The following is a 15,688-nucleotide window of genomic DNA, read 5'->3' on the forward strand; positions in this document are numbered from 1 at the left end:
ACGTCTAAAAGTGTGTGCTTTTTATGTTACAATGAAAGCTAATAATGAAGTAGGTGAACTTATGCGTAAAATTCCCAATAAACGTGCACAAAGTGTGAAAGCAAAACAACGAGCTAATATTACTTTTCGTATGAACATACTTTTCTTTTCCATATTCATTCTTTTTACGATGTTAATATTACGTCTAGGCTATTTACAAATAGTAAAAGGAGAAGACTATACGAGAGCTATAGAAAGAACAGAAGAAGTTCCTGTCAATACAAGCGTACCTCGAGGGCGAATTTTTGATAGTGAAGGACGTATTTTAGTAGACAATAAACCTCAAAGAGCTATTACTTATACAAAAATGCAAACAACTACTGCAGAAGATATGTTTTTAATAGCTGAAGATTTAAGTTTACTCATTGAAAAAGATACAAAAGCTATTACGAAAAGTGACTTACAAGATTTTTGGTTACGCAAATATAAAGAAGAAGCAAATGATTTAATAACGGACAAAGAAAGAAATGAAATTGATAAAGAGGAAGACTTATCGAAAAAAGAAAAAAATGCTGCGATTAATCGCTTAATAAGAAGCAAGATTTCAGAAGAACAATTGAATTCATTTTCGAAACAAGAGTTAGAAGTAATTGCGATATACAGAGAAATGGCTTCTGGGTACGCTTTATCTCCGCAAATTATTAAGGGTGGGGACGTCGCTACAAAGGAACTTCAACCTGGCGAAATTTCAGAAGAAGTGACAGTAGAGGAATTTGCACGTGTATCGGAGCGTTTAGGAGATTTAAAAGGTGTCAATACGACAACTGACTGGAGACGAGTTAAAAATTCCACACTGGCCATTTTAGGAACGACAACATTACCAAAAGAGGGCATACCAAAAGATCGTTTAGACTATTTCTTGTCACGAGACTATTCTCGGAACGATCGTGTTGGGAAAAGTTATATTGAACAACAGTATGAGGAAGTGCTTCAAGGGCAGAAAAGTGTAGTCAAAAATATAACAGATGGAAAAGGACGCGTTGTTGACATCCAAACCGTGTATGATGGCGAGCCAGGGAAAGATTTAGTTTTAACTATTGACAGTGAACTACAGATAGAAATGGAAACCATCTTAGAAAAAAAATTATTAGAAATGAAAAATAATAATGCGGGCACCAAATATTTAGACAGAGCGTTTTTAGTGATGCTAGATCCATATACGGGAGATGTTCTGTCATTAGTAGGGAAACAAATTGTAAAAGATTCAAAAACGGGTAAACAAACAGTTCGAGATTTTGCGTTTGCATCTTTTACAACAGCATATGAAGTAGGCTCTACCATAAAACCGGGTACGGTACTTACTGGGTATCGCGAAAATGCGTTGTCTCCTGGTGACGTATTAATAGATCAGCCCATTCGCATAAAAGGTTCTAACCCAAAAAGTTCCGTGTTTAATCGATCGGGCAGAATTGCAATGAATGATTTAGAAGCAATTGAGCGTTCTTCTAACTCTTATATGTTCCAAATAGCATATGGTTTAGCCGGTCGAACTTATCAGCCGAATCAAGGAATAAATTTTGGTCCGGAAGCGTTTCAGAAAATGCGTAATGGCTATGCACAATTAGGACTTGGTGTTCCAACTGGCATTGATTTACCTGGTGAAGTGTCAGGAGTTGTGGGCGGTTTAGAAATGGGGAAATTACTCGACTTAAGTATTGGTCAGTATGACACGTATACCCCTTTACAACTTGCCCAATTCGTTGCGACGATTGCAAACGGAGGAAATCGAATTCAGCCCCATGTTGTGAAAGAAATTAGAGAACCATCTGCTGATGGGGTACAGCTTGGAAAAATGGTGAAGGAAATGAGTCCTAGTATTTTAAATACAGTAGACAATACGAGGGCAGAAATAGAACGTGTGCGTCAAGGAATGCAACGAGTATATTTTGGAAATAAAGGAACTGCACGTTCCGCTTTTGCTAATGCAAAGTATACCGGTGCGGGGAAAACGGGTACAGCACAGTCGTTCTTTTATGATCCTGAAAAAAAGCAAAATTTACGAACTGTTAATTTAACGCATGTTGGTTTTGCCCCATTTGACAATCCAGAAATCGCATATGCAGTTGTCGTACCATGGGCATCATTAGAATCTAGTTACAAAACGAACTTTACAACTCCACTTACGAAAGAATTAGTCGACAAATATTTTGAATTAAAACAAAAAAATAATACATTAAAAGAAAATGAGTCTACAGCAACACCTCTCATTAAAGCCCCATATACAAATGATTCGATTGATGAAGAACATGCCGAATAATATCGAAAAAACCGGACATCCTATTAAAAGAATAGGTTGACCGGTTTTTTATAATTTTAATCTATTCGACGTATAGTTTACAAAAGCTTTACATTAGATTCATACCGACTCAACATGAAACCTTTAAAGTAGTTTTTGTAACAAAGAATAGAAAAACATAATTTTAGGGGGATTTACCTGATGAAAAGCTGGAAGTACTTATTAATGACTACAATGGTTGGTTCAGCGCTTGCGCTTGCTGCTTGTGGGGACGACTCTGACACAGAGACAACAGAAGAAACACCTACAGAAGAAACAGCTGGTGAAACTGGAACAGAAACGGAAACACCTGCAGCAGAAGAAGCAGCAATTGAAGGATCTGTTTCTGGTGACGGTTCAAGTACAGTAGCACCTATTACAGAAGCTCTTGTAGAAGAATATGCTGGAGTTCAAGGTAAAGTTCAAGTAACAGTTGGTGTATCAGGAACAGGTGGCGGTTTTGAAAAATTCATCGCTGGCGAAACTGATTTCTCAAACGCATCTCGTCCTATTAAAGATGAGGAAAAAGCAGCACTTGCAGATGCAGGTATTGACTTCACTGAATTCCAACTTGCGAACGATGGTTTAACAGTAGTAGTTAGCCAAGAAAACGACTGGGTAGAAGATTTGACAGTGGAAGATCTTAAAAAATTATGGATCGAAGATGGAACTACTAAAAAATGGTCTGACATTAATCCAGAATGGCCAGCAGAAGAAGTAGTTTTCTATTCACCAGGTACAGATTCAGGAACATATGACTACTTTGATGAAGTAATTCTTGATGGGGAAGATCTTGCTAAATCTGCAACCCTTTCTGAAGATGACAACGTATTAGTACAAGGTGTACAAGCTGATAAAAATGCAATTGCATTCTTTGGATATGCTTACTACCTAGCTAACCAAGATACATTAAAAGCGGTTAAAATTGGTGGGGTAGAACCTAACAATGAAACAATTGAATCTGGAGAATATTCTCCACTATCACGCCCGCTATTCGTTTATGCAAAAAACAGTGCTCTTTCTGAAAACCCAGCATTTTATGACTTCATGAAATATACACTTGAAAATGCAGGTGAAATGGCTGAAGCAGTTGGATATGTAAGTCTTCCAGCTGAAAAGTATGAAGAAGGTCTATCTACTTTAGAAGGTTTAAAATAAGTTTGAAAAGGTAAACCGAGAGTGTAAGTGAATGAGTAGCATATTTGCTACTCTTTTCTTACGTTTTGGTAAAAGGGGGATTCACCGTGGCTCAAAAACAAGTATCTGATCAACCATCAGTGCAAGAGCTAATTGCAAAATCAAGTAGTAAGAAGCAAAAACAACTAATAGAAAAAATGATACCATATATTTTATTATTAATAGCTTCGATCTCTGTTTTAACGACAATTGGAATAGTAGCAACTTTGATAGTCGAAACAATTATTTTCTTTAAAGAAATTCCTGTTTTTGAATTCTTATTCGGTACCGAATGGTATCCATTTGCTAATAAAGAACCTGCGTTTGGTATACTACCATTAATCGCTGGAACTTTAAAAGTAACTGTTATTGCAGTTATTGTCGCAGTACCTTTTGGTATCGGCTCTGCCATATTCCTAAGTGAATATGCTTCTGAGACTACAAGAAGAATTATTAAGCCGATTTTAGAAGTATTAGCTGGAATTCCTACAATTGTTTATGGTTTCTTTGCTTTAACATTTGTAACGCCATTATTGCAACAATTTATTCCAGATCTAAAAATATTCAATGCGTTAAGTCCAGGTATTGTTGTTGGAATAATGATTTTACCAATGATTGCATCTTTATCTGAAGATGCAATGTCATCGGTACCAAATTCGATACGTGAAGGCGCTCTTGCAATGGGGTCTACTAAATTAGAAGTAGCTCTTAAAGTTGTAGTGCCTGCAGCATTATCTGGAATTATTGCTTCAGTTGTGCTTGCTATTTCACGAGCAATTGGTGAAACGATGATCGTTTCTCTTGCCGGAGGGTCAACGCCAAAATTCGACTGGGATGTGACTGGATCGATTCAAACGATGACTGCCTATATTGTACAAGTTTCTTCTGGTGATGCGGGCTACGGAACAACTATTTACTATTCTATCTACTCAGTTGGTTTCACATTGTTCTTATTTACACTGGTGATGAACCTAATTGCTCACGCTATTTCGAAAAAATATCGGGAGGAATATTAATATGAAATATGTAAATCATGAATCAGTTGTAAAAAGAATGATGAATCGACTCACAATAAATAAAATATTTAAAGCGATTTTCTTTTTTGCGACATTATTCGCGTTACTCGCATTAGCAATTTTGTTTTATCGAATCATTACACAAGGAATTGGCTATTTAACGCCCGAGTTTTTCCAAAACTTTGGATCTCGTTTCCCTGCCAAAGCAGGGATAAAAGCAGCGCTTATTGGTTCTATTTGGTTAATGTTCGTAGTTGCACCTGTATCTATCATTTTAGGTGTTGGAACTGCTATTTACTTGGAAGAATATGCGAAGAAAAACAGGTTGACTGACTTTATTCGGATGAATATCTCGAATCTTGCTGGAGTACCATCCGTTGTATTTGGGTTACTTGGTTTAACCATTTTTGTTCGTGCGTTGTCTTTGGGAAATAGTGTTTTAGCTGCAGGATTTACAATGAGTTTGTTAATACTTCCTGTCATTATCGTTGCATCCCAAGAAGCAATTCGTGCTGTTCCAAATGATGTCAGAGAAGCTTCTTATGGAATGGGTGCTACAAAATGGCAAACAGTTGTGAAAATTGTATTGCCGTCTGCGATTCCAGGGATATTAACCGGCGCTATTTTGGCACTTTCACGAGCGGTAGGAGAAACAGCACCTCTTATCGTAATTGGGATTCCAGTTATTATTCAGTTTCTTCCGACTGGCTTACTAAGCCAATTTACCGCATTGCCTATGCAAATTTACGATTGGGCAAAACGTCCGCAGCACGATTTCCAATTTGTAGCTGCTGCTGGAATTCTTGTTTTAATGATCTTTTTGTTGATCATGAACTCAATCGCTATATTTATTCGTAATAAATTCTCAAAAAGGTATTAACATGACTAGGGGGAAGTATAATGGTACAATCGTTAGAAAATGGGTCAAATACACGAAATGATACATCAAGTATCGTGTATAATACACAACAGTTAAATTTATGGTATGGAAATCATCATGCACTGAAAGATATAAATTTGCAAATTAAGGAAAATGAAGTAACGGCGATTATTGGACCTTCTGGTTGCGGGAAATCTACTTATATTAAAACATTAAATCGCATGGTAGAATTAGTACCTACTGTGAAGACATCTGGTAAAATTTTATACCGGGACCGCAATATTTTCGATAATGATTATGGTGTGGAAGAGTTGCGTACAAAAGTCGGGATGGTATTCCAAAAGCCAAATCCTTTTCCAAAATCCATTTATGATAATATTGCATATGGACCAAGAATCCATGGTATTAAAAACAAAAAGATTTTAGATCAAATTGTGGAAAAAAGTTTACGCGGAGCAGCTATTTGGGATGAAGTAAAGGATCGACTGCACACGAATGCCTACAGTCTTTCTGGTGGTCAGCAACAACGTATATGTATCGCACGTTGTTTGGCAATCGAACCAGATGTCATCTTAATGGATGAACCTACTTCTGCACTAGATCCTATTTCTACGTTAAAAGTGGAAGAACTGATTCAGGAATTGAAGCAAGATTATTCTATAATAATTGTTACGCATAATATGCAACAGGCAGCGCGTATATCAGATAAAACAGCTTTCTTCTTAAATGGAGAAGTAGTAGAATTTGATAATACGGATGTTATTTTTTCAACTCCTGAAGATAAGCGTACAGAAGATTATATTTCAGGTCGTTTTGGATAAGGAAAGGGGTAAATAGTAAATGGTGGGAAGAGAAAAGTTTAATGCAGAATTACAAAAAGTACAAGACTTGTTACTAGAATTAAGTAATACTGCTATTAGCACATTGGACAAATCAATGGATTATTTATTAGGGAATGATATTGAAGGTGCGTTAACTGTTATTAATAATGATGTCCATATTAATCGTATGGAAGAAGAAGTTAATGACCGTGTCATTTTATTAATTGCTAAACAACAACCCGTTGCAACTGACTTAAGAAGGTTGATGGTGCTAGTAAAAATAGCTTCCGATATGGAACGTATTGGTGATTATGCAGTTAATATCGCAAAAGAAACGATTCGTATTGGAAAAGATGAGCATATTGAGCCTATTCATTTGTTGGATGAAATGCGTGTGAAAACAATCGCTATGTTAAAGCAAATATTAGATGCATTTATCCATGAAAATATAGATGAGGCAAAGAAAATCGCGAAACTAGACGATGAAGTAGATGAGTTATACGGGCATGCAATACGAACGCTTCTAAATGTTGGAGTAAAAAAGCCGGAGCAGCTTAGCCAAGTTACACAATTATCATTTGTTTGTCGTTATTTAGAAAGATCTGCAGATCACGCGACAAACTTAGCAGAGCGTTTATTGTATTTGCTAAAAGGGAAGCATTACGAGTTAAATAATTAAAAGAAAAGCACAAGGTCCTGTTTAAGCGAGGACATCTTGTGCTTCTTTTTTATATGTAGCGTGATATAGGGAAAGTGCGTCTTAGTCATTGTCATCTCAATCCAAGTAAACTTGCTATTTTAAGAATTGGTTGCTTTCACGAGCAATTTGGTTGCTCTCATGCTCATTTGATAGCTTTCGGAATAGAATAAGTCGCTTTAAATGACTGGAGTGTTGCTTTTATCCATTTATTGGATTCGCGCAGTCCAAATATTGTATAAGATTTTGTTTTTAGCGAGTCTATACTAAATAAGTAAGCAATTAATTCCTTTGATTTTCGCTGCAGGCGACGACTCCAACCGAGGCCAACAGGATGTTGGTCACGAAGGCGTTGCCACACGATGTGGCGCTCTTAGCCTTTGTTCCTCTGTTGAGCAAAATGAGACTTCACACGTACGCCTAAGCGGCGGCCCGGCAGCGAAAATCACAGCGGTCACCCGATAACGCTTTTACGACACATTATCCTATATTGCACCAACTATCTTTCATATGGGCAGTTATTTTGTAATTGTTTCTGCAATTTGTTTCATGGTCATTGTGGAGTTAAGTTCATATTGTCCAATTTGAATGTGGCCAGATAGATCTTGAGCAACTAAATAATCTTCGAAATCCTGCTTATTTTGTATAATTCCTGCTTGCTCCAAAAAAGAACTAATATCGCTGGACGTCATACCGGATTGAATATGAAGAACGATATTTACAGCTTTAGTAGACGAGTTCCCAGCAGTTTCTATCTTTTCTTCTATTTCAGTAGTTGTTTGTACTGTTTGTGCATTTTCTAAGTCTAGTTGGAGTTGGGCTAATTGATCTTTAACACTTTTTAACTCGTGCTGAGCTTGATCATATGATTGCTGTGTAACTCCATCAGTTTTCGTCTCTTCTTTTCCAAGCATTTGGGTTGTTTGAAAAATGGCACCGGCTAGAAACAGACCGATGCCGAGGGAACGGATTGCAGCTTTATTCATCTATTGCCACCACCTATTACTGACTGCACCTCTTCTATAGTAAGTGAGGAGCGATTACTAATTTCTTTTAACGAATATCCCTGTTTATGTAATTCCAGAACTTGACTTTTGATGATTTCATGAACGACTGGTTTTTTCATCGTTTTTTTAGGTATTGTTATTTTTGTTGATTCGATTAACAATTCTTCTTCTACTACTTTTAATCTGCGTTTTAAAGCACTCGTCTCTTGAAACAAGGAGAAAGTAAGTTCCTCGACTTCGGCTTCTACTTTTTTACTGGAATCCTTAACGAAAAAGGAAAGGACGATCATTAATATACCGATAATCATTATAATAATGGAAAAATCCATTGCATTCACCTCTATATAATAAGTTCTTCTTCTAATACTAACATATCCTAAAAAACTTTGAATAAATTCTTGTGTTAATTGTAGATTTTATTGGATTATATGCTATAATTGATTAGTCGTATAAATCATGCTCAAGTTTTATATTTAATCCTGGCAAAGAGTGGGAGGGACAACCATGCGCGTTAATATTACATTAGCTTGTACAGATTGCGGAGAGCGCAACTATATTTCTAAGAAAAACAAGCGTAACAATCCAGAACGTCTTGAACTTAAAAAATATTGCTCACGTGAAAAGAAATCAACTCTTCATAGAGAAACGAAATAATAACTTAAACCAAAACCAAATGCGGTTTTGGTTTTTTTCTATTGTCTGGGAGGGAAAAACTTGTCGAAATTGATATTAAGAAATGATATGAAAAACCAATTAGCTTCTTTAAATCATGACTCCTATTTAACCTACTCAAAAGAAATTGAAAACCGTCTTTTAATAGAAGAAAATGTGAACAATGCTTCCGTTATTGGAATTACTATTTCTGCCTATCCTGAAGTAAATACAGAAGGAATCATCCAGCATCTATGGGAATTAGGTAAAACCGTTGTCGTACCTAAATGCAGCCCTAAAGACCGTTCCATGACGTTTTATAAAATAGACAGCTACAACCAACTAGAAACTGTTTACATGCAGCTACTAGAGCCTAATCCTCTTTTAACGGTAGCAGTTGCACCAACCGAAATTGACTTGCTTATTGTGCCAGGAATTGTGTATAGTAAAACAGGTTATCGGATTGGCTATGGTGGTGGCTACTATGATCGATTTTTGACAAATTATGCAGCACAAACAATGTCGTTAGCATTCGATTTTCAAGTTGTTGACAAAGTGGTAACAGATGCGTTCGATATCCCTGTCGATAAAATCGTAACGAATAAGGAAGTAATACCATGTAAACAGAATCGGGAAAAGGAAGTATAAGATGAATTCAGTATATGACGTTATGCAATTAATAAAACGTTTTGGTATTTATGTGTACACGAAAGATCGGTTAGCCGATTTGGAGATGATGGAAGAGGAAATAAGGGAGCTTTATCGTATGCAAATGATTGATGCGAAAGAATTTCAAATGGCTTTACTATTATTAAGGCAAGAACAAAGTAAATACAAGCATTAACAAACGGCAGACACACAGAAAATCTGTCGTTTTTTTCTTTTTGTAAATAAAATGAAACTTTTCAGATGTACAACCGTCTATTAAGTGGTATGAGAATAAGAGACATGTAAAATTATATCATCAAACCTATCCATTTTTGTTGATTTATTGTGAAGAAAGTATTAAGATATACTCTGTTACTTTTACTCATACTATGAAGAGTAAAAAAGGGGAGGATGTAGGCATGAGAAAGAAAAGTTGGCCGACACATTCTATTCTTGTTCTAGCTATTGTGGCCACATGGATAAAAACCTATATTGTTTACCACACAAGCTTTGATATGAAAATCGAGAATATGATGCAACAAGTAATACTATTAATTAATCCGCTCAGTTTTATATTATTTATTTATGGGATTTCTTTATTTTTCAAAAATCCTAAAATAAAAAATAGATATATCGTCACTATAAGTTTTATACTGTCTGCGGTGTTATATGCAAATGCTGTGTTTTATCGTTTTTTCACAGATTTCATTACACTACCAGTATTGTTCCAAACAAGTAATTTTGGAGACCTGGGTACGTCAGCAGTAGAAAGCATTTATTGGTCCGATATTTTCTATTTCACGGATGTTGCGATTATTATTATTGCATTAAAATGGTTGAAAATTGGAGAAATAACATCTGTTATTAAACCTGCTGTTAGAAGAGCATACTTTGTGTTAACGGCAGCTATATTATTTTTGAACTTAGGGCTATCTGAAATCGAAAGACCGCAATTGTTGACAAGAAGTTTCGACCGGGAAATGTTAGTGAAAAATATAGGCTCATATAATTATCATTTATATGATTTGTATATTCAATCTAAATCGCACGCGCAGCGAGCACTTGCTGATGGAAGTGAGCTAGTTGAAGTAAATAACTACGTCCGTTCGAACCAAGCGGAACCAAACGCAGAAATGTTCGGACTTGCAAAAGGTCGTAATCTAATCGTCATTTCTATGGAATCATTACAAAACTTCGTGATTAATAACGATATGAATGGACATGAAGTAACGCCATTTTTAAATTCATTAACGCAAGATAAAGATACATTTTATTTTTCAAATTTCTACCATCAGACTGGTTTAGGGAAAACGTCTGACTCTGAATTTTTAGTAGAAAATTCCCTTTATCCGTTAGGTGGGGGAGCCGTATTCTTTACACATAGTGGAAATAAATTTCACTCTATGTCAGAGAGTTTAAATGAGCAAGGCTATTATACGAATGTCATGCATCCGAATAATAAAAGTTTCTGGAATCGTGATATGATGTATCAAGCACTTTCCATTCAAAAATATTATGATGTAAATAGTTACGAAGTAAACGAGGGAGATGCGGTAAACTGGGGAATGAAAGATATCCCATTCTTTGAGCAATCCGTATCGCTCATGAAAGAAATGCCTCAGCCATTTTATTCACGTTTAATCACATTAACGAACCATTATCCTTTTGACTTGGATGAAGAGGATCAATTGATACCACCTTATGATTCCAATTCTCGTACGTTAAATAAATATTTTCAATCTGTCCGTTACATGGATGAAGCGTTGAAAACATTATTTGATGATTTAAAAGAACAAGGTTTATATGATAATTCCATTATTGTCATGTATGGAGACCATTATGGTATTTCTGAAAACCATAATAAAGCAATGTCTCAATATTTAGGGAAAGAAATTACACCATATGAATCTGCAAAATTACAACGTGTCCCATTCTTTGTTCATATACCGAATAGTGGAAAAGGGGAAGAAATTACAGAGACTGCTGGTCAAATTGATATCCGACCAACTATTTTGCATTTGCTTGGTGTGGAAACTGCTAAAGATATGCAATTAGGTGCAGATGTATTTTCTGATGAACATGAAGAGTTCGTTATTTTCCGCGATGGTGGATTTGTCACGGATAAATTAGTATTTGCAAATAATGCTTGTTATGACAACGAAACAGGCGAACAGATTGAAATCGAAAGTTGCCAGCCATTTATAGACCGTGCGTCACAAGAGCTGGGATACTCGGATCAAATTATTAATGGTGATTTACTGAGATTCTATGATTTAAAAACAGGAAATCTGTTATTAGATCAGGCAGAGCAAAAAAAACCGTAAGAAAAAGCACAGACATTGGTCGTCTGTGCTTTTTTGGTGAAACAAATAGCAAACTAAGGCGTCTAATGATAAGAGCAGGAACTTAGTATATTGAAATAAGAAAGGGGGAGTCGATTGAAAAAGGTTGCGATACTGATTTTATGCTTGTTTTTTCTACAAGCGTGTAAAGAAAAGAATATCCAAGTAGAAGTCCCAGATTCACCGATTACCGAAGAAGTCCCACAATCTTATCCAACCGATACCGATATTGAAATGGCTCCTTCTAAACAAATACCGTCTTTACAGTTAGATCGTTCCGTCTTTCATAGTGTCATTGGATGGATGTCTGATGATGAAATACTTTTCATATTAATGGAAAATGGAGAGTGGACGGTTCAATCCTATACATTGTCCACGGAAATGTGGAAAAAGATATATGCTACAACAACACCAATTATTCAAGGCGAAATTCATCCGAGCAAAGAAATGATTCTTTTACATACATCCAGTAATTCCTCCTCTGCAGAAGTTCTTTTATTACATAAGGATGGTTACGTCGCACAAAGTTTGTTTTTCAAATCTGCTGAAATGTATATGAACTGGCATCCTGAAAATCCAAATCTAATCGTATTTACGACATTTTACGAAGATTGGACATACGATACGTTTATTTATGATGGAATAACACAAAATTTAGAAACAATCGAAGTAGAGAATCCGTTTATCAAGTGGTATGACGATAATCGGTTAATGGTGTTTAAATGGGCGGAAAGTAGTCTGGATGGTAGTGAACTTTTCCTTTATTCCATAAAAGAGAAGACTTTAGAAAAAACGGCTTGGAATCATGTATTGGATATACAAAATTTAGGGGATAGCATGTTTTATATGACGATAAACGAAAAACAAAACCAATTTGAGTATCGATTGGAAGAGAAAGGAACGAATCGTGTTTACGAGTGGTCTTCTCCAGCTGTTAGTAATTATTCAGAATGGGTTGTGCCGAATATGTCTATCATTCAGCCGAATCAGCTAATAATGCTACAATCGAAAAAATCGGGGAATGTGGATGCGTTTACAGATAAAAGTGTACTCTCTAGTGTTTCGTTAAATGGGGCAAAACAATTTGGGGAAATAGATGTTGTGCCAATTGATTGTTCCCCAAATGGAACAGTTTGCCTTGGTGGGTATGAAAAAGAAAATTGGATTCAATTAGATCCATTTAAAGAACAAACCTGGTTGGAGTTAAAGGAATAGAAAAAAGCTGCCATACATATAGTATGACAGCTTTTTTCTTGTACATTTTAGTGTAAACTTGGTGGATAGCCTTGGTTCAAAACAGTCATGACTGTAAAGAAGCCAAAAACTGCAAAAGTACCAAAGTTAAACAGTACTCCTAGCACATTCTTTTCTTTGAAAGCTTGGAAAGTGCCGATTACAGCTAAAATTGTAACTAGTCCAAAAATAACCATTAATAAGTTCATGAAAGACACTCCTTTCGACATCAGAAAATGAATGTCGCTTTGCATATTCCTCTTCTATTGTAATTGTATTCTCCAACTTTGTCGAGTGAAAAAAGTGGCGAAACGTTGAACAACAGATGGATTATCGTTTAAACTAATAAAGAGGTGATTTAAATGTTAAACATACGTAGCTATCCACTAGGATTTATTCAAACTAACTGTTATATTATTTCGAATGCGGAAAAAGAGTGTTTAATCTTTGATCCAGGTGGAGAAGGAGAAAAACTAATAAGTGAAGTTCGCAGGTTAAATTTGAAACCACTTGCAATACTTTTAACACATGCTCATTTCGATCATATTGGAGCAGTGGAAGATGTACGAGAAGCTTTTCGTATACCTGTATACATTCATACTGCGGAAAAGAAATGGTTGCTTGATCCGTCTAAAAACGGTTCTGCAAAGTATGCCGAAATTCCATCTATTATTTGTAAAGCTGCGGATAATATTTTAGAAAATGAATCGAATTTGGCAATTGGTAGTTTTGAAATGCAGTTATTGCATACACCAGGGCATTCCCCAGGGAGCATAACTTATTATTTTGCAGATGCAGAATTTGCGATAGTAGGAGATACTCTGTTTCAAAATAGTATTGGGCGTACTGACTTACCAAGCGGCAATCAGGCAGAATTGATGAAATCCATTCATACGAAGCTGTTAGCATTACCGGAGTCTACAATCATTTATCCAGGTCATGGGCCAGCGACAACAATCGAGGATGAAATGGAGTCCAATCCATTTTTAAATGGATTCTAACAAGAAAAGCGAAAGAATACCATTTTATATTTGTGCGTTTTCGGTTCGCTTAGGACGAAATGATCGCTACATCATTACCGAGGTCTAAGTTTAGCAGGAAGTGCCTGCGTCAGTTCCTGCTAAACTATTTTCGATAATCTTGAAGTGAATAATTAAAGGAGCATAGTCTAAGTACGCGACATCGTGTCGCAACGACTGTGTGACCTGCATCGTGCAGGCCTCCGTCACGCACCTACAATGTTTAAAAGAAAAGGGCGATTTCTTTTCAAAATAAAAGAATAGCCACCCCTCTATTCATTGTGCAAGTGCCCGAAGATGCAATTTCGGGCACTCTATCACTTTCGATCAAGTGTTCCTTGCTTATTTTTTGCAAAGTGAGCGCGGGCAACATGGTGACGCTATATTGAAGAGGGACATTTCCTTCTAATCGAAAAGGTGGAAATACGATAGAAAAGGACTGAGCAGCCAAAATTAGATCTTTGGCTGCTTTTATCTAGCTAGGAAAGTGGGCTATTCTTTAGTTTCCCAAAGCTTTAGCACTTTGATTACCCGTGCTTTTGGAGATCTACGGACGAACGACTACCACACGATTACCGAAAAAATACGTAAGGATGCGAAAAAGTCGCATCCCTACGTATAAAGAAGTCTCGGTCATAATGTAGAACTGGTTCCTTTCAAAGACTCCAAAAGCACCTATACATAAAGTTCCTATTGTGTTAACGCAATTTGCTGGTTACTTTTAATTAGTCAAAACGTGTGTTTTTTTCTAACAATAGAAAAAAGCAGCTCAACATGAGCTGCTTTTCTTCTTTGGACGATTAATGTCCAGCGCCTGGTACGTGCATAAAAGTAGTGTAGTATGTAAAACCTGCGAAGAAGAACATTAAGTAAGCCCCGAAGATATACATATACATACGTTCAGAAAGGTTTAAAAACCCTAAAAGAAGGAATAATCCCGTATTTGCTAGAAATATTAGAGATGCTTCTGACATACCACCTAAATAAAAGAAAACTGCGAAAATCCCTGTCCAGAAAGCCATCACTTTATACATATTGCCCATTTGTAGTCCCTCCTTTTGCAACGACACAAATATTCTCTTATTCATTATAGATGATAATGTTGATAACTGTAAACTGATAATTGCATTTCACAATTGAATCTACATACGATTGTCACAATTATGATTCATCTACAGTTTCATTATAGAACTTCTATTTGATATACGCAATTGCTACAATGATTTTGCATGCTTTCTGTTTGAACAAATTCATTGGTTGGAAAGAGTGCGTCAAATTGGCCTTTTAAAAAAGATTCGTGAAGTGCGCAAACAAGTGCTGGATATTTATGTAACTGATCTTTAAAAGGGCAATTATAAATAGAAAAAGTAATGACTTTTTTGTCCTCTTTTTCTGTAATTTGAGGTATGTACCCAATTGCATTTGCTGCTTTTGTTAATATTTCCATTTTACTTTCAAACGTCTGTGTAGAAGAGGGGACGTATTTTATAACTGATCGTCCATGTTGATAACTAATTTCTTGTGCCTTTGTTAGTGCTACTTCTCCCATTGAATCGACTAACTCTAATAGCCATTGCAACAATACATGATTTTCTTGTTTAGGAAAACTTAAATAGATTGGATCTTCTGCAGGAAAATATATTCTAGCGGGGCGTCCACCTTTTCCGTTGTTTACTAATTCAGAAGAAACTAATTTGGAGTCGTTTAATTTTGTTAAATGCAGTCTTGCAACATTTGGATGTATGCCAAAATGATTGGCAATTTCTTGTACATTTACTTGTTTCTTTTCTTTCACTATAAATTGATAAATGGAGTATCTAGTTTCATCGGCTAGTGTATTTGTAAGCTTTAAAGTATCCGGCATACTATTTTCTCCTTTCCCAT

Annotated in this window: 17 protein-coding genes; 12 read left to right on the forward strand and 5 right to left on the reverse strand. The window is 36.0% G+C overall.

Going from position 1 to position 15,688, the window contains the following annotated elements; translation table 11 throughout:
• Nucleotides 1–61 precede the first annotated feature (61 nt).
• The 6 genes from FG383_RS01680 to phoU all read left to right on the forward strand — a co-directional run bounded on the left by FG383_RS01680 (nt 62) and on the right by phoU (nt 6,886).
• Nucleotides 62–2,296: a peptidoglycan D,D-transpeptidase FtsI family protein gene (locus FG383_RS01680; protein WP_142605108.1), complete on the forward strand. Its 2,235-nt coding sequence runs from the start codon at nt 62–64 to the stop codon at nt 2,294–2,296.
• Between the two features lie 180 nt (nt 2,297–2,476).
• Complete coding sequence (locus tag FG383_RS01685) at nt 2,477–3,472, forward strand: PstS family phosphate ABC transporter substrate-binding protein (RefSeq protein ID WP_142605109.1); 996 nt, start codon at nt 2,477–2,479, stop codon at nt 3,470–3,472.
• Between the two features lie 86 nt (nt 3,473–3,558).
• Nucleotides 3,559–4,506 carry a phosphate ABC transporter permease subunit PstC gene (gene pstC, locus FG383_RS01690; RefSeq protein ID WP_246096802.1) on the forward strand — a complete coding sequence of 316 codons (948 nt, stop codon included), beginning with the start codon at nt 3,559–3,561 and terminating at the stop codon, nt 4,504–4,506.
• Between the two features lies 1 nt (nt 4,507).
• On the forward strand, nt 4,508–5,386 hold the full coding sequence (gene pstA / locus FG383_RS01695) for a phosphate ABC transporter permease PstA (RefSeq protein WP_142605110.1): 879 nt from the start codon (nt 4,508–4,510) through the stop codon (nt 5,384–5,386).
• 20 nt (nt 5,387–5,406) lie between these two features.
• The gene (gene pstB, locus FG383_RS01700) at nt 5,407–6,207 is read left to right on the forward strand and encodes a phosphate ABC transporter ATP-binding protein PstB (RefSeq protein WP_142605111.1); all 801 of its coding nucleotides are present in this window, start codon (nt 5,407–5,409) and stop codon (nt 6,205–6,207) included.
• Nucleotides 6,208–6,226: 19 nt separating this feature from the next.
• Entirely contained in the window at nt 6,227–6,886 is a 660-nt protein-coding gene (gene phoU / locus FG383_RS01705; RefSeq protein WP_142605112.1) for a phosphate signaling complex protein PhoU, read from the forward strand.
• Between the two features lie 536 nt (nt 6,887–7,422).
• Here phoU and FG383_RS21210 read toward each other — a convergent pair.
• Nucleotides 7,423–7,890 carry a hypothetical protein gene (locus FG383_RS21210; protein WP_246096805.1) on the reverse strand — a complete coding sequence of 156 codons (468 nt, stop codon included), beginning with the start codon at nt 7,888–7,890 and terminating at the stop codon, nt 7,423–7,425.
• Nucleotides 7,887–8,240, reverse strand: coding sequence for a hypothetical protein (locus tag FG383_RS01715; RefSeq protein WP_142605113.1), 354 nt, complete (start codon nt 8,238–8,240; stop codon nt 7,887–7,889). The genes FG383_RS21210 and FG383_RS01715 overlap by 4 nt, the downstream gene beginning before the upstream one ends.
• A gap of 175 nt (nt 8,241–8,415) precedes the next feature.
• On the opposite strand from FG383_RS01715, the gene rpmG reads away from it, so the two are divergent.
• The 5 genes from rpmG to FG383_RS01740 all read left to right on the forward strand — a co-directional run bounded on the left by rpmG (nt 8,416) and on the right by FG383_RS01740 (nt 12,767).
• Entirely contained in the window at nt 8,416–8,565 is a 150-nt protein-coding gene (gene rpmG, locus FG383_RS01720) for a 50S ribosomal protein L33 (protein ID WP_093265860.1), read from the forward strand.
• A gap of 60 nt (nt 8,566–8,625) precedes the next feature.
• On the forward strand, nt 8,626–9,210 hold the full coding sequence (locus tag FG383_RS01725; protein WP_142605114.1) for a 5-formyltetrahydrofolate cyclo-ligase: 585 nt from the start codon (nt 8,626–8,628) through the stop codon (nt 9,208–9,210).
• 1 nt (nt 9,211) lies between these two features.
• Nucleotides 9,212–9,406 carry a YqgQ family protein gene (locus tag FG383_RS01730; RefSeq protein ID WP_142605115.1) on the forward strand — a complete coding sequence of 65 codons (195 nt, stop codon included), beginning with the start codon at nt 9,212–9,214 and terminating at the stop codon, nt 9,404–9,406.
• A 223-nt stretch (nt 9,407–9,629) separates the two neighbouring features.
• A complete protein-coding gene (locus FG383_RS01735) occupies nt 9,630–11,534 on the forward strand; it encodes an LTA synthase family protein (RefSeq protein WP_142605116.1) in 1,905 nt (634 codons plus the stop codon).
• Nucleotides 11,535–11,648: 114 nt separating this feature from the next.
• The gene (locus tag FG383_RS01740) at nt 11,649–12,767 is read left to right on the forward strand and encodes a YqgU-like beta propeller domain-containing protein (RefSeq protein WP_142605117.1); all 1,119 of its coding nucleotides are present in this window, start codon (nt 11,649–11,651) and stop codon (nt 12,765–12,767) included.
• Between the two features lie 47 nt (nt 12,768–12,814).
• Here the strand turns inward: FG383_RS01740 and FG383_RS01745 are convergent, their stop codons facing one another.
• Entirely contained in the window at nt 12,815–12,994 is a 180-nt protein-coding gene (locus FG383_RS01745) for a DUF2759 domain-containing protein (RefSeq protein ID WP_142605118.1), read from the reverse strand.
• A gap of 153 nt (nt 12,995–13,147) precedes the next feature.
• Between FG383_RS01745 and FG383_RS01750 the strand changes: the two genes are divergently transcribed.
• Complete coding sequence (locus FG383_RS01750) at nt 13,148–13,786, forward strand: MBL fold metallo-hydrolase (protein WP_142605119.1); 639 nt, start codon at nt 13,148–13,150, stop codon at nt 13,784–13,786.
• An 818-nt stretch (nt 13,787–14,604) separates the two neighbouring features.
• On the opposite strand, the gene FG383_RS01755 is transcribed toward FG383_RS01750, so the two are convergent.
• Nucleotides 14,605–14,847, reverse strand: coding sequence for a DUF2626 family protein (locus FG383_RS01755; protein ID WP_142605120.1), 243 nt, complete (start codon nt 14,845–14,847; stop codon nt 14,605–14,607).
• A 140-nt stretch (nt 14,848–14,987) separates the two neighbouring features.
• Nucleotides 14,988–15,668: a helix-turn-helix transcriptional regulator gene (locus tag FG383_RS01760; RefSeq protein ID WP_142605121.1), complete on the reverse strand. Its 681-nt coding sequence runs from the start codon at nt 15,666–15,668 to the stop codon at nt 14,988–14,990.
• Between the last annotated feature and the right edge of the window lie 20 nt (nt 15,669–15,688).

Origin of the sequence: Psychrobacillus soli (assembly GCF_006861775.1) — a bacterium.
Classification (GTDB): Bacteria; Bacillota; Bacilli; order Bacillales_A; family Planococcaceae; genus Psychrobacillus; species Psychrobacillus soli.

Coding starts and splice junctions, on each gene's coding strand:
- FG383_RS01680 (WP_142605108.1), top strand. CDS start 62: ATGCGTAAAATTCCCAATAAACGTGCACAAAGTGTGAAAGCAAAACAA.
- FG383_RS01685 (WP_142605109.1), top strand. CDS start 2,477: ATGAAAAGCTGGAAGTACTTATTAATGACTACAATGGTTGGTTCAGCG.
- pstA (WP_142605110.1), top strand. CDS start 4,508: ATGAAATATGTAAATCATGAATCAGTTGTAAAAAGAATGATGAATCGA.
- pstB (WP_142605111.1), top strand. CDS start 5,407: ATGGTACAATCGTTAGAAAATGGGTCAAATACACGAAATGATACATCA.
- phoU (WP_142605112.1), top strand. CDS start 6,227: ATGGTGGGAAGAGAAAAGTTTAATGCAGAATTACAAAAAGTACAAGAC.
- FG383_RS21210 (WP_246096805.1), bottom strand. CDS start 7,890: ATGAATAAAGCTGCAATCCGTTCCCTCGGCATCGGTCTGTTTCTAGCC.
- FG383_RS01715 (WP_142605113.1), bottom strand. CDS start 8,240: ATGGATTTTTCCATTATTATAATGATTATCGGTATATTAATGATCGTC.
- rpmG (WP_093265860.1), top strand. CDS start 8,416: ATGCGCGTTAATATTACATTAGCTTGTACAGATTGCGGAGAGCGCAAC.
- FG383_RS01730 (WP_142605115.1), top strand. CDS start 9,212: ATGAATTCAGTATATGACGTTATGCAATTAATAAAACGTTTTGGTATT.
- FG383_RS01735 (WP_142605116.1), top strand. CDS start 9,630: ATGAGAAAGAAAAGTTGGCCGACACATTCTATTCTTGTTCTAGCTATT.
- FG383_RS01745 (WP_142605118.1), bottom strand. CDS start 12,994: ATGAACTTATTAATGGTTATTTTTGGACTAGTTACAATTTTAGCTGTA.
- FG383_RS01750 (WP_142605119.1), top strand. CDS start 13,148: ATGTTAAACATACGTAGCTATCCACTAGGATTTATTCAAACTAACTGT.
- FG383_RS01755 (WP_142605120.1), bottom strand. CDS start 14,847: ATGGGCAATATGTATAAAGTGATGGCTTTCTGGACAGGGATTTTCGCA.
- FG383_RS01760 (WP_142605121.1), bottom strand. CDS start 15,668: ATGCCGGATACTTTAAAGCTTACAAATACACTAGCCGATGAAACTAGA.